Origin of the sequence: Streptomyces sp. A3M-1-3, assembly GCF_024213665.1 — a bacterium.
In the GTDB taxonomy this organism is placed as follows: domain Bacteria; phylum Actinomycetota; class Actinomycetes; order Streptomycetales; family Streptomycetaceae; genus Streptomyces.
Genome location: NZ_JANAVP010000004.1, coordinates 30,932 through 53,932, shown reverse-complemented (window position 1 = coordinate 53,932; position 23,001 = coordinate 30,932). Strand labels below are relative to the sequence as shown.

Genomic DNA, 23,001 nt, shown 5'->3' with positions numbered 1-23,001 from the left:
CCATGGCACGACGCGGGATTCTGGGACGCCCCCGCCGCGAGTACAAGACACCCGAGCCGCACCCCTCCGGGGCGCGCCCGCCGAAGATCCCCGGTGAGCTGGTGCCGAAGCACGTCGCGGTCGTCATGGACGGCAACGGCCGCTGGGCCAAGGAGCGCGGGCTGCCGCGCACCGAGGGCCACAAGGTCGGTGAGTCCGTCGTGCTCGACGTCCTCAACGGCTGTCTGGAGATGGGCGTCAAGAACCTCTCGCTGTACGCCTTCTCCACCGAGAACTGGAAGCGCTCGCCCGACGAGGTCCGCTTCCTGATGAACTTCAACCGCGACGTCATCCGCCGCCGCCGCGACCAGATGGACGAGCTGGGTATCCGCATCCGCTGGACCGGCCGGATGCCGAAGCTGTGGAAGTCGGTCGTCCAGGAGCTCCAGGTCGCGCAGGAGCAGACGAAGAACAACGACGCGATGACGCTGTACTTCTGCGTCAACTACGGCGGCCGTGCCGAGATCGCGGACGCGGCGGCGGCGATAGGGCGTGACATCGCGGCGGGCACGCTCGACCCGTCCAAGGTGAACGAGAAGACCTTCGCCAAGTACCTGTACTACCCGGACATGCCGGATGTGGACCTCTTCGTCCGCCCGAGCGGCGAGCAGCGCACGTCCAACTACCTGATCTGGCAGAGCGCGTACGCGGAGATGGTCTTCCAGGACGTGCTGTGGCCGGACTTCGACCGCCGCGACCTGTGGCGGGCCTGCCTGGAGTTCGCCCAGCGCGACCGCCGCTTCGGCGGGGCCCTGCCGAACGAGGTGGACGGGCAGGAGCCGCTCGCCTGACCGCCTGCAGCAAGCGGTGCTGCCGGTCCTGAGTACGCGTACTCAGGACCGGCAGCACCGGCGGCAGGGCCGGGATTGCGAGACGGTCAGTTCTTCGCGGCCGCCGCCGCGCACTCCGCGCAGGTGCCGAAGATCTCCACCGTGTGCGCGACGTTCACGAAGCCGTGGTCCGCGGCGATCGCCTCGGCCCACTTCTCCACCGCCGGGCCCTCGACCTCGACCGCCTTGCCGCACATCCGGCACACCAGGTGGTGATGGTGCTCGCCGGACGAGCAGCGCCGGTAGACGGCCTCGCCGTCGCTGGTGCGCAGTACGTCGACCTCGCCCGCGTCGGCGAGGGACTGGAGCGTCCGGTAGACGGTGGTCAGTCCCACCGAGTCGCCGCGGTGCTTGAGCATGTCGTGCAGCTCCTGGGCACTGCGGAACTCGTCCACCTCGTCGAGTGCCGCCGCCACAGCGGCACGCTGCCGGGTCGATCGTCCTCGTACTGGCGCTGTGTTCGTTTCGCCAGGCGCAGTCGCCACAGGTGCCTCCTCACATCAGCCGTCGGGTCATTGTGCCAGGCGGCACGGGCCCGATGCCGTGGTCGGACGTGGTCAGACCTTCACATCGTCGTGCGTACGACGCGAACCGGGCATGTCCAGTGTGCATTCCGCCTCCGCTGCCCGTACGGCCTGGGCGCGCTTTCTGGCCAGTGGCGCGGCGGCCACCGACAGCACCAGGAAGACGCCGATGGCCATCAGCACGATGGCGGCTCCGGACGGGGCGTCCACGTAGAACGTCGTGACAGTGCCGCTCACGGCGACCGCGACGCCGAGACCCATTGCCAGGCCCAGCGTCGCGGCGAAGCCGCGGGTGACCCGCTGGGCCGCCGCGACCGGTATCACCATCATCGCGCTCACCAGCAGCAGACCGACGATGCGCATGGCGACCGTGACGGTGACCGCGGCGGTCACCGCCATGAGCAGATTGAGCAGCCGGACCGGCAGGCCGGTGACCCGGGCGAACTCCTCGTCCTGGCAGACCGCGAACAGCTGCTTGCGCAGCCCGAGCGTGACGGCGATCACGAACGCGGCGAGGATCACGACCGCGGTGACGTCCTCGTTCGACACCGTGGTGATCGAGCCGAAGAGGTAGCTGGTGAGATTCGCCGTCGAGCCGCCCGGCGCCAGGTTGATGATCATGACACCGCCGGCCAGGCCGCCGTAGAAGAGCATGGCGAGCGCGATGTCACCGCTGGTCTTCCCGCGCGAGCGGATCACCTCCATGCCGACCGCGCCGAGGACGGCGACCAGCGTGGCCATCCACACCGGGCTGGTGTTCAGCAGGAAGCCGAGGGCGACACCGGTCATGGCGACATGGCCGATGCCGTCGCCCATGACCGCCTGGCGGCGCTGGACGAGATACGTGCCGATGGCGGGCGCGGTGAGGCCGACGAGCAGTGCGGCCAGGAGCGCCCGCTGCATGAAGTCGTAGGTCAGGATGTCCATCAGGTCAGCAGCCCCGTCCGGATCGGCTCGGCGTGGTGCGCCTCGTGCGGGTGTACGTGGTCGTGGCCGGGCAGCGCGTGCTGGCCGACGGCCTCCGGGGGCGGCCCGTCGTGCACGACGCAGCCGTCGCGCAGGACGACCGCGCGGTCGATGAGCGGTTCGAGCGCGCCGAGCTCGTGCAGTACGAGCAGCACGGTGACGCCGGCAGCGACCTGCTCGCGCAGGGTGCCCGCGAGGACCTCCTGGCTGGCCAGGTCGACTCCTGCCATCGGCTCGTCCATGATCAGCAGATCGGGTTCTACGGCGAGCCCCCGGGCTATCAGCACCCGCTGGTGCTGACCGCCGGAGAGCGCGTTCACCGAGTCCTTGGCCCGCTCCCGCATACCGACGAGCTCCAGGGCCCGGTCGACGGCGGACCGGTCGGCCTTCCGCAGCAGCCCGAGCTTCGTCCGGGCGAGCCGCCCGGCGGAGACGACCTCGCGCACGGTGGCGGGCACCCCGCTCGCGGCAGTGGTCCGCTGCGGTACGTAGCCGATGCGCGACCAGTCCCGGAAGCGTTTGTACTCCGTACCGAAGAGGGACAGCTCGCCGCCGGAGAGCGGGACCTGCCCCACCACGGCGCGTACGGCGGTGGACTTGCCGGAGCCGTTGGCGCCGAGCAGCGCGACGACCTCACCCTGGTGCACGGTGAGGTCGACCCCGCGCAGCACGGGACGCGAGCCGAGCGAGGCCGTGGCTCCGCGCAGGGATATGACGGGCTGGTCCGGGGGACTCATGGCTGCCACGGTTCGCGCCTCCGATACTGCTGTCACTGAACTACCGCTGTCATGGGACTCACTTCGCGCCGAGCGCCTTCCTCAGGTTCTCCAGGTTGGCCCGCATGACGCCGAAGTAGTCATCGCCCTGGGACTTGTCGGTGATTCCCTCGAGCGGGTCGAGCACGTCCGTCTTGAGGCCGGTGTCCGCGGCGAGCGTCTTGGCGGTCTTGTCGCTGGCGAGGGTCTCGAAGAATACGGTGGTGACCTTCTCCTGCGCGGCGATCTTCTGGAGCTCCTTCATCCGGGCCGGGCTGGGCTCGGACTCGGGGTCGAGGCCGGAGATGCCCTCCTGGTCCAGCCCGTAGCGCTCGGCGAGGTAGCCGAAGGCGGAGTGGGTGGTGATGAAGGTCTTCGTGGTGGTGTTCTTCAGGCCGTCCTTGAACTCGGTGTCCAGGGCGGTGAGCTTGCCGACCAGCGCGTCGGTGTTCTTCTTGTAGTCCGCCGCGTGGTCCGGATCGGCCTTCTCCAGGGCCTTGCCGACGCCCTTGGCGGCCTCGGCGTACTTCGCCGGGTCCAGCCAGATGTGCGGGTCGGCGCCGGCCTCGTCGTGGCCGTGCCCCTCCTCGCCGTGCCCTTCCTCGGCGTGCTCCTCGCCGGCGTGCTCGTCCCCGGCGCGCTCCTCTTCCGCGTGCCCGGTGCCGTGCTCCTCGAGCTTGGTCAGGGTCGCGACGTCGACGGTGTTCTTCACGGCGGCCTGCTCGACGGCCTTGTCGACCGCGGGCTGGAGGCTCTTGAGGTAGAGGACCATGTCGGCCTCGCCGAGCGCCGCAGTCTGCTGCGGGGTGATCTCGAGGTCGTGCGGCTCGACGCCCGGCTTGGTGAGGCTGCTCACGGCGACATGGTCACCGCCGATCTCCTCGGCCAGGAACTGCATCGGGTAGAACGACGCCACGACGTCGAACTTGCCACTGTCCTTGCCCGTCGCGCTGGAGGAGGAGCAGGCTGACAGGGCCACCATGCCGAGGGTCACGGAGCCGGCGATGGTGGCGGCAGGTATGAGGCGTCGTACGTTCATGACACTCATTTTCAACAAAACTGGAAACGATTGTCAACAAACGTCCGACTCGGCACCCGCCCTCCCGCCGCCCTCCCGCTCGAACGCGGACCGATTTGATATGGGGGGTACGGGCGCCGGTAATCTGAACCATTCGCCGTTCGCCGTCGTAATGAAGAGAGCACCGTGGCCGCCGACAAGATCGAGACCATCGTCAGCCTGAGCAAGCGCCGTGGCTTCGTCTACCCGTGCAGCGAGATCTACGGCGGTCAGCGTGCCGCCTGGGACTACGGACCGCTGGGTGTAGAGCTCAAGGAGAACATCAAGCGTCAGTGGTGGCGCGCCCTGGTCACGTCGCGCGAGGACGTGGTCGGTCTCGACTCGTCGGTGATCCTGGCTCCCGAGGTCTGGGAGGCCTCCGGCCATGTCGCCACGTTCTCCGACCCGCTGACCGAGTGCACCGCGTGCCACAAGCGGCACCGCGCGGACCACCTGATCGAGGCGTACGAGGCCAAGCACGGCCGGGAACCCGCCAACGGCCTCGCCGACATCAACTGCCCGCACTGCGGCACCAAGGGCCACTTCACCGAGCCCAAGCAGTTCTCCGGCATGCTCGAGACGCACCTCGGCCCGACCCAGGACACCGGCTCGCGCGCCTTCCTGCGGCCGGAGACCGCGCAGGGCATCTTCACCAACTTCGCCGCCGTGCAGCAGACTTCGCGCAAGAAGCCGCCGTTCGGTATCGCGCAGATGGGCAAGTCCTTCCGCAACGAGATCACTCCCGGCAACTTCATCTTCCGTACCCGCGAGTTCGAGCAGATGGAGATGGAGTTCTTCGTCAAGCCCGGCGAGGACGAGCAGTGGCACGAGTACTGGATGGAGCAGCGCTGGAACTGGTACCGCGACCTCGGCATCCGCGAGGAGAACATCCGCTGGTACGAGCACCCGAAGGAGAAGCTCTCCCACTACTCCAAGCGCACCGCCGACATCGAGTACCGCTTCAACTTCGGCGGCAATGAGTTCTCCGAGCTCGAAGGTGTGGCCAACCGCACCGACTTCGACCTCAAGGCGCACTCCGCGGCCTCCGGCCAGGACCTGTCGTACTTCGACCAGGAGGCCGGCGAGCGCTGGACTCCGTACGTCATCGAGCCGGCGGCCGGCGTCAACCGCGCCATGCTGGCCTTCATGCTCGACGCGTACATCGAGGACGAGGCTCCCAACGCCAAGGGCGTCATGGAGAAGCGCACCGTGATGCGCCTCGACCCGCGGCTGGCCCCGGTCAAGGTCGCGGTCCTGCCGCTGTCCCGCAACCCGCAGCTGTCCCCGAAGGCCAAGGGCCTGGCGACCGACCTGCGCAAGAACTGGAACATCGAGTTCGATGACGCGGGCGCCATCGGCCGCCGCTACCGCCGCCAGGACGAGATCGGTACGCCGTTCTGCGTCACGGTCGACTTCGACACCCTCGACGACGACGCGGTGACCGTGCGCGAGCGCGACACCATGAAGCAGGAGCGCGTCTCGCTGGACCAGATCCAGTCCTACCTGGGCGGCCGCCTCCTCGGCTGCTGACCGCCCGTACGGCAGGGCGAAAGTCCCCGGATCCGCTGGACGGAGCCGGGGGCTTTCGCCTTCCGGGAAACGGCTGAGGGGCGGTCGGGCTGTGCAGCACACTGGGCCCCATCGTCTCCAGGAGGCACAGATGCCGTCCATGACCACCAGCAAAGTCAGCAGATGGGACCAGCACGGGCGTGAGCATGTCGTACGGGTGCGGAAGGCGGGCATCCAGAAGGCGCTGACCTGCGACACCTGCGGCTGGCGCAAGAGCGCGCAGTTCCTGCCCTGGCTCAAGGCCGAGGAGCACCTCGCCGAGGCACATCAGGCGACGGTGGACCCCCAGCAGTCATAGAGGCTGCCCCGCGGGCGCCAGAAAAGCGGTGAACCGCGCAAGCTGCCCAGTGGTAGCGTCACGTGCATGTTCTTCCAGATCTACGAGTGAGAGCGCGGCGGTCACGCACCGCCCCCCACCAGACGAATCCGCAGATCACTTCTCATCACTTCGGGAGAACCCCGTGGCCAAAAGCCGCAACAACCTTCTCGGCGTCGGCGGACAGCGCAAGAAGCTGTCCCGCGCCGACCAGCAGGGCAACGGTCCGGCGCGCAACGCCGACCGCAAGGCCGCTGCCGACCACAAGCAGGAGCTGCTGCGCAAGATGCGCGAGCGGGCCGAGGCCAGTCAGGCCGGCGCGGACGACGCGGACAACGCGGGCGACCGGACGGCCGCGCAGGACTGACCGCCTCCCTCGTATCCCTTACAGGTCTCGTACGGGCCCGGACCGCTCATCGCCGGTCCGGGCCTTTACGCATGGGTCGAGGACGGCGTCCGGCCGTCGGCCGGCGCCTCCAGCCGCCGGGCCGTGCGGCGCGCGGTCTCCTGCGCCCAGGGCCCGCTGGTCAGCGCCCCCACCACCAGGACGGCCAGGCCGCAGCCGGTGATGATCCACCAGGCGGGCAGGCTCGCGTCGACGAACCCCGCCGCGTACGACGGGGCGCTGTTCACCCCTGCCGCCAGGACCGCGCCGACCACGGCCACGCCGAGGGTGGCGCCGATCTGCCGGCTGGTCGAGGCCACGGCTGCCGCGACCCCGGCCTGCGCGCGCGGCATGCCGGACACCGAGGTGTTGGTGATCGGCGAGTTCACCATGCCGAAGCCGAGGCCGAACAGTATGTACCCGGTGAACATCAGCGCATCGCCGGACTCCGCCTCGAACGCTCCGAACGCCGCGAACGGCAGCCCGCTCGCGGCCATCGCCACCCCCGCCACCAGCAGCGGGAGCCGCGGCCCCCGGGTGCCGACCAGCCGGCCCGACAGCGGCGCGCAGAGGAAGGCCATGCCTGCCATCGGGAGCATGTAGAGCCCGGCACTCAGGGCGGACAGCCCGCGCACGTCCTGCAAGTAGAGGGTGTTGATGAAGAGGAAGCCGCTCAGCGCGGCGAAGGCGGACACCGCGAGCATCGTCGCACCACTGAACGGCGCGCTGCGGAAGAAGTACAGATCGATCAGCGGTTCGGCTCGCCTCGGCTCGTACAGCAGCAGGCCGACGAGTGCGAGCACGGCGAGCGCGGTGCAACCGACGATCAGCGGCGAGCTCCAGCCGTCCGAGGGCACCTCGATGATCGCGTACGTCAGTGAGCCGAGCAGCGCGATGATCAGCAGCTGCCCGACCGGGTCGGGGCGGCGCGGCTTCGGGGCGCGCGACTCCGGGACGTACCGGATGGTGAGCAGCAGGGCGGCCAGCCCCACCGGCAGGTTGATCCAGAAGATCGAGCGCCAGCCGACGCTGTCCACCAGGAGCCCGCCGATGACCGGCCCGGCGGCCATGGAGATGCCGACGACCCCGCCCCACACGCCGATGGCGCGGGCGCGCTCGCGCGGTTCGGTGAATGTGTTGGTGATGATCGACATCGCCACCGGGTTGAGCATCGAGCCGCCGACCGCCTGCACCATGCGGAAGGCGACGAGCGATTCGAGGTTGGGCGCGAGCGAGCAGAGCAGCGAGCCGAGGGTGAAGAGGACGAGACCGGCCTTGAAGACCTTGCGGCGGCCGATCCGGTCGGCGGTCGAGCCGGCCAGCATCAGCAGCGAGGCCAGGACCAGGGTGTACGCGTCGATGGTCCACTGCATGCCCGCGACGCTCGCGCCCAGCTCGTTCCGCATGGACGGCAGGGCGACATTGAGAACCGTGTTGTCGAGGCTGACGATGAGCAGGCTCATGCAGCAGATCGCCAGCACGAGCAGCCGCCTGCGAGGGCCTGTCTCGGGCATGCGTGAATCGTACGTTTAACTGACGACGCCCGCCGTGCGCGACAATGGGCGAATGACCACCCCGTCCACGATGCTCTCGATCGGCCCGCACGCGGTACAGCCCCCCGTGGTGCTCGCTCCCATGGCCGGCATCACCAATGCGCCGTTCCGGACCCTCTGCCGCGAATTCGCCGAAGGCGTGCGGGGGTTCGGGGGTCGCCCCCCGATGGGTGCGGCCTCCGGTGGCAAGGGGCTGTTCGTGAGCGAGATGATCACGACGCGGGCGCTGGTCGAGCGGAACGAGAAGACCATGCAGCTGGTCCACTTCGACGAGGGCGAGGAGCCGCGCTCGATTCAGCTGTACGGGGTCGACCCGGCCACCGTCGGCAAGGCGGCCCGCATGATCGTGGACGAGAACCTGGCCGACCACATCGACCTCAACTTCGGCTGCCCGGTGCCCAAGGTCACCCGCAAGGGTGGCGGCTCGGCCCTTCCGTACAAGCGGAACCTGCTGCGCTCGATCCTGCGCGAGGCCGTCGCGGGCGCCGGTGACCTGCCGGTGACGATGAAGATGCGCAAGGGCATCGACGACGACCACACCACCTATCTCGACGCGGGCCGGATCGCGGTCGAGGAGGGCGTCACGGCGATCGCGCTGCACGGGCGGACCGCAGCCCAGCACTACGGCGGTACGGCGGACTGGGACGCCATCGCGCGGCTCAAGGAGCACGTCCCGGAGATCCCGGTGCTCGGCAACGGCGACATCTGGTCGGCGGACGACGCGCTGCGGATGATGCGTGAGACGGGCTGCGACGGGGTGGTCGTGGGGCGCGGCTGCCTGGGGCGGCCGTGGCTGTTCGGGGACCTGGTGGCCGCCTTCGAGGGCACGGGTGTGTACGCGACGCCGACGCTCAAGGAGGTCGCCGTCGTCATGCGGCGGCACGCGGAACTGCTGGGGGAGTGGATCGGGGACGAGACGCGCGGAGTGATCGATTTCCGTAAGCACGTGGCCTGGTACCTCAAGGGGTTCTCGGTCGGCTCGGAGATGCGCAAGAAGCTCGCGATCACCTCCTCGCTCGCCGAAATCGACGCTCATCTGAGCGAGCTCGACCTGGACCAGCCGTGGCCGGTGGGCGCGGACGGCCCGCGCGGCCGTACGTCGGGCAACAACCGGGTCGTGCTGCCGGACGGCTGGCTGAAGGACCCGTACGACTGCGCGGGGGTCAGCTCCGACGCTGAGCTGGACACCTCGGGCGGTTAAGGGCCGGTTTCGCGGTCCGAATCGTGGAATCCTGGCACCGAGGACGGCGTGATTCTCGCCACCCCTGATAGGGGTAGCGCTCAGATGAGCACTCAGAGCCCGATTGCATCTCCGGAAGGGGTGGCACTGAGTGCCACCCGTTTCTCGTTCAGATGATCGATCATTTCTTCACTCTCCGTAGTGCTGAGCGGATCGGTCGTCACCTCATGTGCCTATTCATTCAAGGGTTGAAAGCGCTCAGGTGAGCCAGCTACTCGGCAGTCACTTTCGATCTGGTGGCGGACGAGTGGTTACAGCCGTATGACGGCCAAGTGGACGTACCCAGACGCCTTCGATCTGGGTATGTTCCTCGCCGTCAGGGCAGCCGTCGCTCGAGGAGTCGAGATCCCGTGTCGGAAAACAAAGATCCCCACGTATCCCAGCCCGAGCCCCAGAAGTTCGTCTACGACTTCACCGAGGGCAACAGGGACCTCAAGGACCTCCTCGGCGGGAAGGGTGCGAACCTCGCCGAGATGACCAACCTCGGTCTGCCGGTTCCTCCCGGCTTCACCATCACCACCGAGGCATGCAAGGTCTACCTCGACAGCGGTGCCGAGCCGGCCGCACTGCGCGACGAGGTGAGTGCGCACCTCGACGCCCTCGAGCAGAAGATGGGCAAGAAGCTCGGCCAGGCCGACGACCCGCTGCTCGTCTCCGTCCGCTCCGGCGCCAAGTTCTCGATGCCCGGCATGATGGACACCGTCCTCAACATCGGCCTCTCCGACGAGTCCGTCAGCGGTCTCGCCACCCAGGCCGGCGACGAGCGCTTCGCCTGGGACTCCTACCGCCGCCTCATCCAGATGTTCGGCAAGACCGTGCTCGGCGTCGACGGCGAACTCTTCGAGGACGCGCTCGAAGAGGCCAAGCAGGCCAAGGGCGTCACCAGTGACGTGGACCTCGAGGCCGCCGACCTCAAGAAGCTGGTCAAGCACTTCAAGAAGACCGTCTCCCGCGAGGCCGGCCGGGAGTTCCCGCAGGACCCGCGCGAGCAGATGGACCTCGCCGTCCGCGCGGTCTTCGACTCGTGGAACACCGACCGCGCCAAGCTCTACCGCCGCCAGGAGCGCATCCCCGGCGACCTCGGCACCGCGGTCAACATCTGCTCCATGGTCTTCGGCAACCTCGGCCCCGACTCCGGTACGGGCGTCGCCTTCACCCGCGACCCCGCCAGCGGACACCAGGGCGTGTACGGCGACTACCTGCAGAACGCGCAGGGTGAGGACGTCGTCGCCGGTATCCGCAACACGGTCCCGCTCGCCGAGTTGGAGTCGATCGACAAGGCGTCGTACGACCAGCTGATGCAGATCATGGAAACCCTCGAGACGCACTACAAGGACCTGTGCGACATCGAGTTCACCATCGAACGCGGCCAGCTGTGGATGCTCCAGACCCGTGTCGGCAAGCGCACCGCCGGTGCCGCCTTCCGGATCGCCACCCAGCTCGTCGACCAGGGCCTCATCGACGAGGCCGAGGCGCTCCAGCGCGTCAACGGCGCCCAGCTCGCGCAGCTGATGTTCCCGCGCTTCGACGAGTCCGCCAAGACGGAGAAGCTCGGCCGCGGTATCGCCGCCTCGCCGGGTGCGGCGGTCGGCAAGGCCGTCTTCGACTCGTACACCGCCGTCAAGTGGTCCCGTTCCGGCGAGAAGGTCATCCTGATCCGCCGCGAGACCAACCCCGACGACCTCAACGGCATGATCGCCGCCGAGGGCATCCTGACCTCGCGCGGCGGCAAGACCTCGCACGCCGCCGTCGTCGCCCGCGGCATGGGCAAGACCTGTGTCTGCGGCGCCGAGGAGCTCGAGGTCGACACCAAGCGGCGCCGGATGACCGCGCCCGGCGGGATCGTCATCGAAGAGGGCGACGTCGTCTCCATCGACGGCTCCACCGGCAAGGTGTACCTCGGTGAGGTCCCCGTCGTGCCGTCGCCGGTCGTCGAATACTTCGAGGGCCGGATGCACGCGGGCGCCGACGACGCCGACGAGCTGGTCGCCGCCGTGCACCGGGTCATGGCGTACGCGGACCGGGTGCGGCGGCTGCGCGTACGCGCCAACGCCGACAACGCAGAGGACGCCCTGCGCGCACGTCGCTTCGGGGCCCAGGGCATCGGCCTCTGCCGCACCGAGCACATGTTCCTCGGCGAGCGCCGCGAGATGGTCGAGCGGCTGATCCTGGCCGACACGGACGACGAGCGCGACCGGGCCCTCGGCGCCCTGCTGCCGCTGCAGAAGAAGGACTTCATCGAGCTGTTCGAGGCGATGGACGGGCTGCCCGTCACCGTCCGGCTGCTCGACCCGCCGCTGCACGAGTTCCTGCCCGACATCACCGAGCTGTCGGTCCGCGTCGCCCTCGCCGAGTCCCGCAAGGACGCCAACGAGAACGACCTGCGCCTCCTCCAGGCCGTGCACAAGCTGCACGAGCAGAACCCGATGCTGGGCCTGCGCGGTGTACGCCTCGGTCTGGTCATCCCCGGCCTGTTCGCCATGCAGGTACGGGCGATCGCCGAGGCAGCGGCCGAGCGCAAGAACGCCAAGGGCGACCCGCGTGCGGAGATCATGATTCCGCTGGTGGGCACCGTCCAGGAGCTGGAGATCGTCCGCGAGGAGGCCGACCAGGTCATCGCCGAGGTCGAGGCCGCCACCGGCACCGCACTCAAGCTGACCATCGGCACGATGATCGAGCTGCCGCGCGCCGCGCTGACCGCCGGTCAGATCGCCGAAGCCGCCGAGTTCTTCTCGTTCGGTACGAACGACCTCACCCAGACCGTGTGGGGCTTCTCCCGCGACGACGTCGAGGCGAGCTTCTTCACCGCCTACCTGGAGAAGGGCATCTTCGGGGTCTCCCCGTTCGAGACCATCGACAAGGACGGGGTCGGCTCGCTCGTACGCAACGCCGTCCAGGCCGGCCGGGCCACCCGCCCCGACCTGAAGCTCGGCGTCTGCGGTGAGCACGGCGGCGACCCGGAGTCGGTGCACTTCTTCCACGAGGTGGGCCTGGACTACGTCTCCTGCTCGCCGTTCCGCATCCCGGTGGCCCGCCTGGAGGCCGGCCGCGCGGCGGCGGAGTCGAAGGGCAGCGACAGCCGCTGACTCCGGCGCACCACAGAGAAGGGGCGGCACCCTGTGCGGGGTGCCGCCCCTTCGGCATGCGGGGAGTCGGTATTTTCTGCCCCCTCCCGGAAAGCCCTTTCGCCGTACAGAACTCAAGAGGTTGAATTCTGCAGAAATTCTGCGTGCGGTCTGCGGGAGACCGGTGAACGGTTCAGCAGGAGGCGGCGTGCGGATCCCCACCCACCCGCCGCCTCCTGTCACGCTGCCGGACACGTCAAGCGCTTCCAAAGCGTCCGCCGCCATGCTCCGCAAAGCCCCCCACGGCCTTCGCGGTGCGTTTCCGAACGCTCTGGCGTGTGCCCGGCGAGCTACAGCATTCCGTTCGACGGGGAACGCCGCGAGGCGTTTCAACTGTGGCCGAAAGGGCGTGGTGACGTCCTGTGATGATGTGCATACTCGTTGGCGGGACGATTGCGGTTGCAACAGGTGGGGGTTCGGGTGCTGCGCATCCATTTCACTGGAGTGGACCTGGCCCGGGTGCGGATGGCCGCCAGACCCGACGCCATGTGGGAAACCATTCTCAGTTTTCACCGAATAAGAGACCGGCGCGGCGCCATGGTCTTCGGTGAATGGCGCCGGGAAACCCGTGCGCGGTTGAATGGTGAAACACGGCTGCTCGCCCCGCTGATACCGGCGCGGGGCTATTTCCCGGACTTTCTGACGCCCGCCGAGGGCCTGCACGGTATGGACACGGCTCTGGACGTGCTGCGCGGGACTCCCCGCGAGCGGCTGCGCTCCGAGCTCTGCCTGCTCGCCGCCGGCCGCCATCTGCCGGGCTGGCTGCGGGCGTTGTCCGAGGGCGGCGTACAGCCGCTCGGCCGGCTGCTCGGCGCCCTGCGCAACTACCACCGGGCGGCCATCGAGCCGTACTGGACGCACATCCAGACCCAGGTGGAGGCGGAGCGGGCGGTGCGCGGCAGGGCGCTCCTGGACGGCGGCGCGGACGAACTGCTGGCCTCGCTGCCGCCCATGCTGCGCTGGCAGGCGCCCGTACTGGAGGTGGACTATCCGGTCGACCGGGATCTGCGGCTGGACGGCCGGGGACTGCTGCTGCAGCCCTCCTTCTTCTGCCGCCGGACCGCGGTGACCCTGCACGATCCGGCGCTGCCGCCGGTGCTCGTCTATCCGGCCCAGCACACCTCGGCGCCCGGCCGGGCCGACCCCGGCCAGTCGCTCGGCAAGCTCGTCGGCCACACCCGCTCGGCCGTCCTGCGGGCCATCGGCAACGGCACCACCACCAGCGAACTCGCCCGCCGCGCCGAGGTGTCACTGGCCTCGGCCAGCCAGCACGCGTGCGTGCTGCGCGAGGCGGGGCTGGTCGCCACCCTGCGGCACGGCAACTCCGTCCTGCATACGGTGACGCCGTTGGGCGCCGCCCTGTTGAGGGGCGGCGCCACGATGGAGGCGTGTGCCGGTTACGCGCGGAAGGGACCCGTCACCTCGTAGGTGATGCCGCCGGACGAACTCCCGCTCGTACCGCGCTGGCTGGAGAAGTAGAGCCGCGAGCCGTTGGGGGAGAAGGCCGGTCCGGTGATCTCCGAGCCGGACTGGCCGGTGATGCGCAGGAACGGCGCGACGATGTCGTCCGGCGTGATGATGCAGATCTCCATGTTGCCGCCGTCCTCGGCGACGAACAGGTCGCCGGAGGAGGATCCGGTGATGTTGTCGACGCCGGTCAGCGGTGCGGCGCCGCCGGGGACGAGCGAGTCGTCGTAGGCGAGCTCGTAGGTGCTGTTCAGCAGGTTGACCTGCCAGACGCGGTTGTCGCCCTTGGTGGTGAACCAGACGGTGTCGTCGGCGTAGTGGCAGCCCTCGCCGCCGTTGAACTTCTTCGCGCCGGAGACCTGGCTGCGCGTGACGGTGGGGGAGCCGTCGGGGTCGGGCACGGTGGCCCAGGTGAACGAGCCGGACGTGGCGGTGCCGGCCTTGAGGACCTGGAGGGTGCCGGAGGAGAGGTCGCCCCAGGTGGTCGGGATGAACCGGTAGAAGCAGCCGCTGGACTCGTCCTCGGTCAGGTAGATGACCTGGCGAACGGGGTCGGCGGCGGCGGCCTCGTGCTTGAACTTGCCCATGGCGTCGCGGCGGGTGCTGGTGCCGCCCCACGGGTTGGTCTCGTAGACGTAGCCGAGCGAGACCTCCTCGCAGGACAGCCAGGTGTTCCACGGGGTCGCGCCGCCGGCACAGTTCTGCCGGGTGTTGGAGAGGATCCGGTAGGCGCTCGTGGCGGTGCCGGAGGAGTTGAACTTCACCGCACTGGCGCCGCCGCCGGGGTTGATCTCCGAGTTGGAGACGTAGATCCAGCCGCTGCCGTCCGCGAAGCAGGCGCCGCCGTCGGGGGCGTTGTGCCAGGTGTACGAGGTGCCGGACACGGTCTGCCCGGAACGGGCGATCACCCGGCTGGTGAAACCGCTCGGCAGCATGATGCCGTTGGAGTCGGCCGCGCCCAGCGCGCCGTACGGGCTGGGACCGGGCTGGGCGGGCGCGGCGTAGGCGGCGCCGTGTGAGAGCGTGCCGCCGAAGACGGCGGCCGAGGTGCCGATCACTGCTGCGCGCAGGAGGCTGCGACGTTCCATGGTCACTCCAGAGGTGGAGGTGCCCCGCGTGCCGGACAGCTGCGGGGTCGCGCGCTACGGGAACCTAGAAGTACCGAATTGACGGTGCAGCAACAACCGGTAAAGCGGAGAAGTCGGTAGGGGGCGTGTGCGGCGGGGCCGCGGCTGCGGGTGCGGGTGCGGCGGCCGGGGGTGCCTGGTTCGGGGTAACCCGGGGCCGCCCGGTTTGAGAGTCTGGCGTGCCCCGTCTCCCTGTAAAGGGCGCTCCCTGCGGTCGCGTCGCTGCGCGATTCCGCTTTCGCTCCACCCTTGACAGGAAGCCGTGTCCCGCTACTGCGGATGTACGTCGGGCGGCCCCGGGGAGCGGGGCCCCACCTGAGCCTGGTGGGCGGCGCGGGTTTGTTCAGTGGCGACCGGCCGGAGGGTTGGGCAAGGCACGCGGCAGGTCGGGGAGGGGCCCGGCCGGGCTCAGCGGCTGCCAGGCCGGTGGGTGGGGGCGGTTGGGCTGGTCCGGTAGCGAGTGCTTCGGCGATGGGGGCCGCCACAATCCCCCTCGGGCGGCCCCCATCCCCGAACAACCCGCCACTGGGCCCCGCGCGCACCCACGACCACCGGCCTGCCGGCCGCCAAGCCGGCCGGGCCCGTTCCGGAGAGACCGCGCCCGTAACCACCCACCGCCCACCCGGCGGCCGTCATCCGAGCCCGGGCCCATGCCCGAGCGACCGCGCCCCCGAGCCGCCCACCCGTCCACCGGCCTGGTGGCCCACTCCGCTCTGACCAGCGGTTATGCCGGTCCGTCCGCAGTCGGCGCGAACTACCGGGATTATTTTTCCGTCGAGCGATGAGTTCCGTGGAGCGCCCCGGTCTACCCCTCGAAAGCAAGGCCACCCGGCACGCGCGCAAGCGAACGAGAGAAGAGAGACAGCTCATGACCACGATGATCTTCGTCAACCTCCCGGTCAAGAACCTCGAGACCACCAAGGCGTTCTGGAGCAAGCTCGGCTACTCCTTCAATGACCAGTTCAGTGACGAGAACTCTGCCTGCCTGGTAATCAGCGACACGATCTACGCCATGCTCCTCACCGAGCCGCGCTTCAAGGACTTCACGAAGAAGGAGATCGCGGACTCCTCCAAGAGCACCGAGGTCGTCCTCTGCCTCAGCGCCGAAAGCCGGGCCAAGGTCGACGAGCTGGCCGACGGCGCCCTCGGAGCCGGCGGCTCCGAGGCGAACGAGCCCCAGGACCACGGCTTCATGTACGGCCGCTCCTTCCAGGACCCGGACGGCCACCTCTGGGAGGTCATGTGGATGGACCCGTCGGCCGTGCAGCAGCAGGGCTGACCCCCGAGGGCCTACCACGAGCCGCACCACGACGGACGCGCAGCCTACGAGGGGCTCAGGACTCAGCGCCTGAGCCCCCAACGCCACGCCGGCAGAGCTGCTCCCGCCGCATCGCCCCGGCACTCGGGGCCGTGGTATGTACTACCTTTGGTACATGACACTGAAGCGAACCAACGTGTACGCCGACGCCGAGGACCTGGCGATCATCAAGGAGGCCGCGACACGCAAGGGGATCTCCGAGGCAGAGATAATCCGCAAAGCAATCCACTTGGCGGCACTCTCGGAACGCACGTGGGACGAGCCCGCAGTCTCGCGGAAGTTCCGTGGCGGCGGTAGGCAACTGACCAGGCAGGACGTCCGAGAGGCGGTCGTCGAAGGCGTGCTGCGTAAGGGATCAGGGGCGGGCGATCAATGATCCTCGTCGCTGACACCTGCGCGATCATCGCTGCGTACGACGCCGACCACCAGGACACGAACGGCTGCGAATCCGCTCTGAATGAGGCTTCCCTGGTGGTCGTCTCTGCGTTGGTACTGGCGGAAGTCGACCATGTCGGCACGGCACGACTCGGGCGGAACAACACGCGCTTCGTGATGGGCGACATCCGCCGCAACGCCAGGATTCTGCGCTATGTGATCCCTGAGATCACTCCGGACACCCTGGACCACGCGGAAGGCGTCCGAGATCGCTATGCGGCCCTCGACCTGGACCTCGCCGACGCGGTCAACGTCGTACTGGCTGCGGACTACCGCACGGACACGATGCTGACGACGGACCGCAGGGACCTCCGCGCAATTCGGCCGCTCACCCACCACACAGCCTTCAGGCTGCTGCCTGACGACGCATGACCCGTACCTGGAACGCCTCGATCGCGACCGACTCGTCGTCCAGGCAGCGCCCCGACTCCAGGTCGAAGCGCTGCTTCAGCAGCGGCGAGGCGACGAACGGCCGGCCGTCCCGGGAGCCCAGCAGGCCCCGGGAGAGGACCTGCGCGCCGGTGAACGGGTCGCGGTTGGCGATCGCGTACGCCCGCCCCGACCGGTCCAGGAAGACCGCCGCCTGGCTGCCGTCCGGCAGCAGCGCCGCCACCCCCCGGCCGGGGGTGAGCGCGGACACATCGCAGACCGTGAACCAGTCGCTGTTGTCGTCGTCCTGGAGCATCAGTTGGAGAGTCATCGGGCCGTGGTCCCTTCAAGCTCAAGCTCAAGCGTTCGGACGGGTATCACCGGGCCGGACAGGACCGTCAGGTCCGGCTTGACCTGGTCGCGCTCCGGTACGAACCGCACCGACGGGTCCGGCGCGTCGGGCGCGTTGACGAAGGAGACGAATCGGCGCAGCCGGTCCGGGTCGTTGATCGTCTCGGCCCATTCGTCGCGGTAGTGGGCCACATGGTCGGCCATCAGGGCCTCCAGCTCGTCGCACAGCCCGAGCGAGTCGTGCACGATCACGTCCCTGAGGTGATCGAGGCCGCCCTCCAGGCGGTCCAGCCACGCCGCGGAGCGCTCCAGCCGGTCCGCGGTACGGATGTAGAACATCAGGAACCGGTCGATGAGCCGGACCAGTTCGGCGTCCGACAGGTCCTGCGCGATCAGGTCCGCGTGGCGCGGCGTGGCGCCGCCGTTGCCGCCGACGTACAGGTTCCAGCCGCTCGCCGTCGCGATGACGCCGAAGTCCTTGCTCTGCGCCTCCGCGCACTCGCGCGCGCAGCCCGAGACGGCCGACTTCAGCTTGTGCGGCGCCCGCAGCCCCCGGTAGCGCAACTCCAGGTCGATCGCCATGCGTACGGAGTCCTGGACGCCGTAGCGGCACCAGGTCTGGCCCACGCAGGACTTCACGGTACGCAGCGCCTTGCCGTACGCGTGCCCCGACTCGAACCCCGCGTCCACCAGCCGGGTCCAGATCAGCGGGAGCTGGTCCACCCGGGCTCCGAACAGGTCGATCCGCTGGCCACCGGTGATCTTCGTGTAGAGCCCGAAGTCGCGGGCCACCTCGCCGATCGCGATCAGCTTGTCCGGGGTGATCTCACCGCCGGGGATGCGCGGCACGACCGAGTACGAGCCGTTGCGCTGCATGTTCGCCAGGAAGTGGTCGTTGGTGTCCTGGAGCGCGGCCTGCTCGCCGGCCAGCACATAGCCGTCCGCGCCGATCGTCGGCGCGAGTGAGGCGATGACCGAGCCGACAGTCGGCTTGCAGACCTCGCAGCCCTCGCCGCCGCGGGCCTCCTCGCGGCCGTGGCTGTCGAGCAGCTCGGCGAACGACGTGACGCGCAGGGTGCGGACGATCTCGTACAGCTCGGCCCGCGTGTAGGAGAAGCAGCCGCACAGCCCCTTGTCGACGCTCACGCCCTGGGTCTCCAGCTCGTCGTTGACGAGGGTGGTGAGGACCTTGACGCAACTGCCGCAGCCGGTAGCGGCCTTGGTGCACTTCTTCACCTCGGGCACGGTGGTGCACGCGTGCTCGGTGACCGCGCCGCGGATCGCGCCCTTGGTGACGTTGTGGCAGGAGCAGATGACCGCCTCGTCCGGCAGCGCGGACGGGCCGAGCGCCGCCGGGGCGCCGATGCCGGCGGGCAGCACCAGCTGTTCCGGCGAGACCGGCGGTACGGAACCCGTGAGCGGGCGCAGCATGCCGTACGAGTCGGCGTCGCCGACCAGCACTCCGCCCAGCAGCGTCCCGTCCGGGCCCACCACCAGCTTCTTGTAGACGCCCGAGCGGGAGTCGGAGTAGACCACGTCGAGGCAGCCCTCGGCGGCGCCGTGCGCGTCACCGAACGATGCCACGTCCACGCCCAGCAGCTTGAGCTTGGTCGACAGATCGGCGCCGGTGAAGGAACCGGCCGACCCGGCCAGGGCGCCCGCGACCGTCTCCGCCATCTCGTAACCGGGCGCGACCAGTCCGTACACCCGCCCGTCGGCGGCGAGTGCGCACTCACCGATCGCGTACACCGCCGGATCGGAGGTGAGGCACTGCTCGTCGACGATGATGCCGCCCCGCTCGCCGACCGCCAGTCCGCAGTCGCGGGCCAGCTGGTCACGGGGGCGTACGCCGGCCGAGAAGACGACGAGGTCGGTGGCGACCGTCGAACCGTCCGACAGCCGCATCCCGGTCACCGCGCCGGTCGCCTCGTCGGCGAGCACCGCCTGGGTGCCGACGCCCGTGTGGACGGCGAGACCCATCGACTCGATGGTGCGCAGCAGCGCCGCGCCGCCGCCCTCGTCGACCTGCACCGGCATCAGCCGGGGCGCGAACTCCACGATGTGCGTGGCCAGTCCGAGCCCCTTCAGCGCCCCGGCCGCCTCCAGGCCGAGGAGCCCGCCGCCGACGACCGCGCCGGTGGTGCTGGTCTTGGCGTACTCCTCGATCGCGAGCAGGTCCTCGATGGTCCGGTAGACGAAACAGCCCGTCGCGTCCTTGCCCGGCACGGGCGGTACGAACGGGTACGAGCCGGTGGCCAGCACCAGCGTGTCGTACGCGAACACCTGACCGGCGCGCGAGGTGACGGTGCGCGCCGTGCGGTCGATGGTCTCCGCCGGGTCGCCCAGGTGCAGTTCGATGCCGTGCCGCTCCATGAAGCCGGCCTCGACGAGGGACAGGTCGTCGGGGGTGCGGCCGGCGAAGTAGGAGGTCAGCTGGACCCGGTCGTACGCGGGCCGCGGCTCCTCGCAGAGCACCACGACGCGGGCCCGCTCGGTCACCCCCTGGCCGGCGAGCGCCTCCAGGAAGCGCTGGCCGACCATCCCGTGGCCGACCAGGACGATCGTCGGAGCGGACTGGTTGGACTGGGCGGACATCAGGAGCCTCCATCGTTGGTGAGCAGGTGGAGCAGCGGATTCGCCGGGGAATCCAGGAGCGGCTCGTCGCCCTCCCAGGTACGGGCGAGGGCACCGACGGTGCCGAGATCGCCGAGCAGTACGCCGCCGACGAGGCGGTCGCCGCGGACGACGACCTTGCGGTACGTGCTGCGGGTGGCATCGGCCAGGTGCAGGACGTCGTCGCCGGGAAGCGGGGTCGTCTCGCCGAACGCGGCGAGGTCGAGCGGGCCGGGGCCCGCGTGCGTGTCCTGGCCGGGGCGGGGCCCTTGGCCGGGGTGCGCGAGGGTCAGCCGGGTGAGCGCGCGGGTGCCGGCGTATCGGGCGGATGCCTCTCCGGCGGTCAGCAGCCGGGCCAGGACGTCGGCCTGCTCCAGCGCGGGGCCGGCCAGGCCGTACAGCTTGCCGGCGTGTTCGGCGCAGTCGCCGATGGCGCGGATGTACGGATCGGACGTACGCAGCTCGTCGTCGACGACGATGCCGCGCCGCACGTCGAGCCCGGCGGCCTGCGCGAGCCCGGTCCTCGGCCGCACGCCGCAGGCGAGAACGACAAGCTCGGCATCGAGCGCGTACCCGTCAGCAAGCTCGACGGCGCTGACGACCCCGGCGCCGGACGCCGGAGCGCCGGCCGCGCGGGCTGCGTTGCCCGCCTCGACGCCCGGCGTGCCGGACCTCGGACCGACGCCGGCCCCCGGGCGAGTCGCGTGGCGCCTGTCCGCACCGGACCCCGGGGCGCCGGACCTGGCTGGGACGCCGAGGGCGGCGCCGGCCCCCAGGCCCGTGCCGGGCGCGAGGCCCGTGCCGGGCGCGAGGCCCGTGCCGGACAACGGCGTGCCGAACCTCGCCCCGGTCGGCGATGCCGCACCGGCCCCCGCGCCCCCAACCGGAGGCGCACAGCGCAGGCCGCGGACGCGGCATTCTGCGTGGACCTCTACGCCCAGCCCTTCCAGGTGGGTGCGCAGGAGTGCCGAGGCCGCCGGGTCCAGCTGGCGTTCCATGAGGTGCTCGCCCTGGTGGGCCAGTACCACCTGCGCGCCGCGTTCCGCCAGCGCCCGGGCCGCCGATACGCCGAGCAGCCCGCCGCCGATGACGACGGCGCGGGTGCCGGGGCTCGCGGCGGCGGAGAGGGCGACGCAGTCGTCCATCGTCCGGAACGGGTGGACCCCGGAGGGCAGTTCGCGGCCGAGACCGCGCAGCGGCGGCAGTACGGGGTTCGACCCCGTCGCCAGGACCAGCGTGTCGTACCCGACGACGCTGCCGTCGTCGCACTGCACCACGCGGTCGGCGCGGTCGACCCGGACCGCCCGTACCCCGCGCCGGAGCGCCGGGCCCGGGGAGGGCAGGGCGATGACGTCGGGCCCGTAGCGGCCCGCGAGGACCTCTGCGAGCAGCACCCTGTTGTACGGCGCGTGCGACTCCTCGCCGAGGACGGTGACTGCCGTGCCGGGCGCGGGCGCGAGCTGCTGGGCGAGTCGCGCGCCCGCCATTCCGCCGCCGATCACCACCACACGTGTTTCCGAGGTCATGCCCGAAGCCTGCGCTGCGGCTGTTTCCCTCCCGCATCCCCACTGTTTCCCCCGGGGAACGCTGCCCTCAGCGTGGGGCGCCGCGGCGTGTGAGGGCGCGCCGCCGCCGGGACCGCCGCCGGAACCGTCCCCGGTACCGTCGCCGAACCTCAGATGTGGCTCAACTCTCCCGGGATCGTTGGACGCCACACGTATCCCGTCCATAGGGTCGCGACCGTGCCCGAAATACCGCTGACCATGATCGTCGTCCTCTGCCTCGCCGCGGCCGCAGCGGGCTGGATCGACGCCGTGGTGGGCGGCGGCGGGCTGCTGCTCCTGCCGGCGCTGCTGCTGGGGCTGCCGAACGTCCCCGCCGTGCACATCCTCGGTACCAACAAGGCGGTGGCGATCGTCGGGACGACCGGTGCGGCGGTCACGTATGTACGTAAAGCGCCGGTCGACGTCAAGATCGCGGTGCGGATCGGACTCGCCGCCCTCGCCGGCTCGATGACCGGCGCCTTCTTCGCGGCCGGGATCAACAGCGAGGTGCTGCGGCCCGTCATCATGGTCGTACTGCTCGGCGTCGCCGCCTTCGTCATGCTGAAGCCCGCCTTCGGCACCGCCCCGGCCACCGGCCCCGCCACCCGGCAGAGGACCATCGCCGCGATCCTGCTCGCGGGTGTCGGGATCGGCTTCTACGACGGGCTGTTCGGGCCGGGCACGGGCACCTTCCTGGTTCTCGCGCTGACCGCCGTCCTGCACATGGACCTGGTGACGGCCTCGGCGACCGCGAAGATCGTCAACGTCTGCACCAACGCCGGCGCGCTCGCGATGTTCGCCTACCAGGGCACGGTGCTGTGGAAGCTGGCCGCACTGATGGCGCTCTTCAACCTGCTCGGCGGCACGGTCGGCGCGCACATGGCGCTGAAGAAGGGCAGCGGGTTCGTCCGGGGGGTGCTGCTGGTGGTGGTCTTCTCGCTGATCGCGAAGCTGGCTTTCGACCAGTGGGTCGGCTGAACGCTCCGCTGATGGCTCGTCGACCTGCCTCCGGAAGCGAGAGGCTTCCAGAGGCAGGGACGGGGCGGCACCGGTGGACTATGGGCGTCCGGTCAGCTCTGCGTGCCGCTCGCCCGGCGACGCAGGAGCCTGGTACCGCCGACGGCGGCTGTGGCCGGTCGGCCACTCCCGCCGCGACCTGGGTGGTGTCGGTGATCGTCGTCGTGCCACCGCCGACGTCGAGAGGCGCGGTGCGTCGCGTACGTCCCATGACGGGTGCTCCTCCGAGTGGTCGGGTGAGTGGTCGGGTGGCACAGGCGGAGCCCGACCGGTCCGGGCCGGACATGTCAGTGCTCCTGTATACGAGGAAACGGGCGGCACGCCGAGCGCGCATGCTGATGACCCGTCAGATTTGACCGTACGGACCGTCGTGTCGCCCCCATCGGATCGCGTTCCGGCAG

General features: G+C 69.9%; 20 protein-coding genes. 11 read left to right on the top strand and 9 right to left on the bottom strand.

Translation table 11 applies throughout. The annotated features are described in order from the left end of the window. The first annotated feature begins 2 nt into the window (after positions 1 to 2). Positions 3 to 830: an isoprenyl transferase gene (locus NLX86_RS05595; protein ID WP_254370462.1), complete on the top strand. Its 828-nt coding sequence runs from the start codon at positions 3 to 5 to the stop codon at positions 828 to 830. Between the two features lie 86 nt (positions 831 to 916). On the opposite strand, the gene NLX86_RS05590 is transcribed toward NLX86_RS05595, so the two are convergent. The 4 genes from NLX86_RS05590 to NLX86_RS05575 form a co-directional block, all read right to left on the bottom strand. Then, the gene (locus tag NLX86_RS05590; protein ID WP_254370461.1) at positions 917 to 1,354 is read right to left on the bottom strand and encodes a transcriptional repressor; all 438 of its coding nucleotides are present in this window, start codon (positions 1,352 to 1,354) and stop codon (positions 917 to 919) included. A gap of 72 nt (positions 1,355 to 1,426) precedes the next feature. Further along, positions 1,427 to 2,320, bottom strand: coding sequence for a metal ABC transporter permease (locus NLX86_RS05585; RefSeq protein ID WP_254370460.1), 894 nt, complete (start codon positions 2,318 to 2,320; stop codon positions 1,427 to 1,429). After that, the gene (locus NLX86_RS05580) at positions 2,320 to 3,096 is read right to left on the bottom strand and encodes a metal ABC transporter ATP-binding protein (protein WP_254370459.1); all 777 of its coding nucleotides are present in this window, start codon (positions 3,094 to 3,096) and stop codon (positions 2,320 to 2,322) included. Before NLX86_RS05580 ends, NLX86_RS05585 begins: the two co-directional genes overlap by 1 nt. Positions 3,097 to 3,154: 58 nt before the next feature. Continuing rightward, on the bottom strand, positions 3,155 to 4,153 hold the full coding sequence (locus tag NLX86_RS05575) for a metal ABC transporter substrate-binding protein (RefSeq protein ID WP_254370458.1): 999 nt from the start codon (positions 4,151 to 4,153) through the stop codon (positions 3,155 to 3,157). Positions 4,154 to 4,318: 165 nt separating this feature from the next. Between NLX86_RS05575 and NLX86_RS05570 the strand changes: the two genes are divergently transcribed. The 3 genes from NLX86_RS05570 (at position 4,319) to NLX86_RS05560 (ending at position 6,423) form a co-directional block, all read left to right on the top strand. After that, on the top strand, positions 4,319 to 5,701 hold the full coding sequence (locus NLX86_RS05570; protein ID WP_254370457.1) for a glycine--tRNA ligase: 1,383 nt from the start codon (positions 4,319 to 4,321) through the stop codon (positions 5,699 to 5,701). 130 nt (positions 5,702 to 5,831) lie between these two features. After that, positions 5,832 to 6,038 carry a hypothetical protein gene (locus NLX86_RS05565; protein WP_254370456.1) on the top strand — a complete coding sequence of 69 codons (207 nt, stop codon included), beginning with the start codon at positions 5,832 to 5,834 and terminating at the stop codon, positions 6,036 to 6,038. A 163-nt stretch (positions 6,039 to 6,201) separates the two neighbouring features. Then, complete coding sequence (locus tag NLX86_RS05560; RefSeq protein ID WP_254370455.1) at positions 6,202 to 6,423, top strand: DUF6243 family protein; 222 nt, start codon at positions 6,202 to 6,204, stop codon at positions 6,421 to 6,423. 65 nt (positions 6,424 to 6,488) lie between these two features. On the opposite strand, the gene NLX86_RS05555 is transcribed toward NLX86_RS05560, so the two are convergent. Beyond that, positions 6,489 to 7,955 carry an MFS transporter gene (locus NLX86_RS05555; RefSeq protein WP_254370454.1) on the bottom strand — a complete coding sequence of 489 codons (1,467 nt, stop codon included), beginning with the start codon at positions 7,953 to 7,955 and terminating at the stop codon, positions 6,489 to 6,491. Between the two features lie 52 nt (positions 7,956 to 8,007). Between NLX86_RS05555 and dusB the strand changes: the two genes are divergently transcribed. The 3 genes from dusB to NLX86_RS05540 all read left to right on the top strand — a co-directional run bounded on the left by dusB (position 8,008) and on the right by NLX86_RS05540 (position 13,787). Beyond that, positions 8,008 to 9,195: a tRNA dihydrouridine synthase DusB gene (dusB, locus tag NLX86_RS05550; RefSeq protein WP_254370453.1), complete on the top strand. Its 1,188-nt coding sequence runs from the start codon at positions 8,008 to 8,010 to the stop codon at positions 9,193 to 9,195. Positions 9,196 to 9,584: 389 nt separating this feature from the next. Beyond that, positions 9,585 to 12,320 (top strand): pyruvate, phosphate dikinase, encoded by a 2,736-nt coding sequence (gene ppdK / locus NLX86_RS05545; protein WP_254370452.1) that lies wholly within the window; start codon positions 9,585 to 9,587, stop codon positions 12,318 to 12,320. Positions 12,321 to 12,779: 459 nt separating this feature from the next. Continuing rightward, the gene (locus NLX86_RS05540; RefSeq protein ID WP_254370451.1) at positions 12,780 to 13,787 is read left to right on the top strand and encodes a helix-turn-helix domain-containing protein; all 1,008 of its coding nucleotides are present in this window, start codon (positions 12,780 to 12,782) and stop codon (positions 13,785 to 13,787) included. On the opposite strand, the gene NLX86_RS05535 is transcribed toward NLX86_RS05540, so the two are convergent. After that, positions 13,757 to 14,914, bottom strand: a complete 1,158-nt coding sequence (locus NLX86_RS05535) for an alkaline phosphatase PhoX (protein WP_254370450.1) — start codon at positions 14,912 to 14,914, stop codon at positions 13,757 to 13,759. The genes NLX86_RS05540 and NLX86_RS05535 overlap by 31 nt on opposite strands. Before the next feature lie 907 nt (positions 14,915 to 15,821). On the opposite strand from NLX86_RS05535, the gene NLX86_RS05530 reads away from it, so the two are divergent. The 3 genes from NLX86_RS05530 (at position 15,822) to NLX86_RS05520 (ending at position 17,078) form a co-directional block, all read left to right on the top strand. Further along, positions 15,822 to 16,232 carry a VOC family protein gene (locus NLX86_RS05530; RefSeq protein WP_254370449.1) on the top strand — a complete coding sequence of 137 codons (411 nt, stop codon included), beginning with the start codon at positions 15,822 to 15,824 and terminating at the stop codon, positions 16,230 to 16,232. A gap of 154 nt (positions 16,233 to 16,386) precedes the next feature. Then, on the top strand, positions 16,387 to 16,647 hold the full coding sequence (locus tag NLX86_RS05525) for a CopG family transcriptional regulator (protein WP_254370448.1): 261 nt from the start codon (positions 16,387 to 16,389) through the stop codon (positions 16,645 to 16,647). After that, positions 16,644 to 17,078: a PIN domain-containing protein gene (locus NLX86_RS05520; RefSeq protein ID WP_254370447.1), complete on the top strand. Its 435-nt coding sequence runs from the start codon at positions 16,644 to 16,646 to the stop codon at positions 17,076 to 17,078. The genes NLX86_RS05525 and NLX86_RS05520 overlap by 4 nt, the downstream gene beginning before the upstream one ends. Here the strand turns inward: NLX86_RS05520 and nirD are convergent. From nirD to NLX86_RS05505, 3 genes are read right to left on the bottom strand one after another with little or no spacing between them, the layout of a single operon-like run. Next, positions 17,053 to 17,406 (bottom strand): nitrite reductase small subunit NirD, encoded by a 354-nt coding sequence (gene nirD, locus NLX86_RS05515; RefSeq protein ID WP_254370446.1) that lies wholly within the window; start codon positions 17,404 to 17,406, stop codon positions 17,053 to 17,055. The genes NLX86_RS05520 and nirD overlap by 26 nt on opposite strands. Further along, positions 17,403 to 20,021, bottom strand: a complete 2,619-nt coding sequence (nirB, locus tag NLX86_RS05510; RefSeq protein WP_254370445.1) for a nitrite reductase large subunit NirB — start codon at positions 20,019 to 20,021, stop codon at positions 17,403 to 17,405. The genes nirD and nirB overlap by 4 nt, the downstream gene beginning before the upstream one ends. Further along, positions 20,021 to 21,565: an NAD(P)/FAD-dependent oxidoreductase gene (locus tag NLX86_RS05505; protein ID WP_254370444.1), complete on the bottom strand. Its 1,545-nt coding sequence runs from the start codon at positions 21,563 to 21,565 to the stop codon at positions 20,021 to 20,023. The genes nirB and NLX86_RS05505 overlap by 1 nt, the downstream gene beginning before the upstream one ends. A 216-nt stretch (positions 21,566 to 21,781) precedes the next feature. On the opposite strand from NLX86_RS05505, the gene NLX86_RS05500 reads away from it, so the two are divergent. Beyond that, entirely contained in the window at positions 21,782 to 22,561 is a 780-nt protein-coding gene (locus tag NLX86_RS05500) for a TSUP family transporter (RefSeq protein WP_254370443.1), read from the top strand. Positions 22,562 to 23,001 lie beyond the last annotated feature (440 nt).

What these genes read in the sequence shown, in the direction of transcription:
- NLX86_RS05565 (WP_254370456.1), top strand. Translation starts at nt 5,832, where the DNA reads ATGCCGTCCATGACCACCAGCAAAGTCAGCAGATGGGACCAGCACGGG.
- NLX86_RS05555 (WP_254370454.1), bottom strand. Translation starts at nt 7,955, where the DNA reads ATGCCCGAGACAGGCCCTCGCAGGCGGCTGCTCGTGCTGGCGATCTGC.
- NLX86_RS05505 (WP_254370444.1), bottom strand. Translation starts at nt 21,565, where the DNA reads ATGACCTCGGAAACACGTGTGGTGGTGATCGGCGGCGGAATGGCGGGC.
- NLX86_RS05575 (WP_254370458.1), bottom strand. Translation starts at nt 4,153, where the DNA reads ATGAACGTACGACGCCTCATACCTGCCGCCACCATCGCCGGCTCCGTG.
- NLX86_RS05585 (WP_254370460.1), bottom strand. Translation starts at nt 2,320, where the DNA reads ATGGACATCCTGACCTACGACTTCATGCAGCGGGCGCTCCTGGCCGCA.
- NLX86_RS05535 (WP_254370450.1), bottom strand. Translation starts at nt 14,914, where the DNA reads ATGGAACGTCGCAGCCTCCTGCGCGCAGCAGTGATCGGCACCTCGGCC.
- nirB (WP_254370445.1), bottom strand. Translation starts at nt 20,021, where the DNA reads ATGTCCGCCCAGTCCAACCAGTCCGCTCCGACGATCGTCCTGGTCGGC.
- nirD (WP_254370446.1), bottom strand. Translation starts at nt 17,406, where the DNA reads ATGACTCTCCAACTGATGCTCCAGGACGACGACAACAGCGACTGGTTC.
- NLX86_RS05595 (WP_254370462.1), top strand. Translation starts at nt 3, where the DNA reads ATGGCACGACGCGGGATTCTGGGACGCCCCCGCCGCGAGTACAAGACA.
- NLX86_RS05525 (WP_254370448.1), top strand. Translation starts at nt 16,387, where the DNA reads ATGACACTGAAGCGAACCAACGTGTACGCCGACGCCGAGGACCTGGCG.
- dusB (WP_254370453.1), top strand. Translation starts at nt 8,008, where the DNA reads ATGACCACCCCGTCCACGATGCTCTCGATCGGCCCGCACGCGGTACAG.
- NLX86_RS05580 (WP_254370459.1), bottom strand. Translation starts at nt 3,096, where the DNA reads ATGAGTCCCCCGGACCAGCCCGTCATATCCCTGCGCGGAGCCACGGCC.
- NLX86_RS05530 (WP_254370449.1), top strand. Translation starts at nt 15,822, where the DNA reads ATGACCACGATGATCTTCGTCAACCTCCCGGTCAAGAACCTCGAGACC.
- NLX86_RS05520 (WP_254370447.1), top strand. Translation starts at nt 16,644, where the DNA reads ATGATCCTCGTCGCTGACACCTGCGCGATCATCGCTGCGTACGACGCC.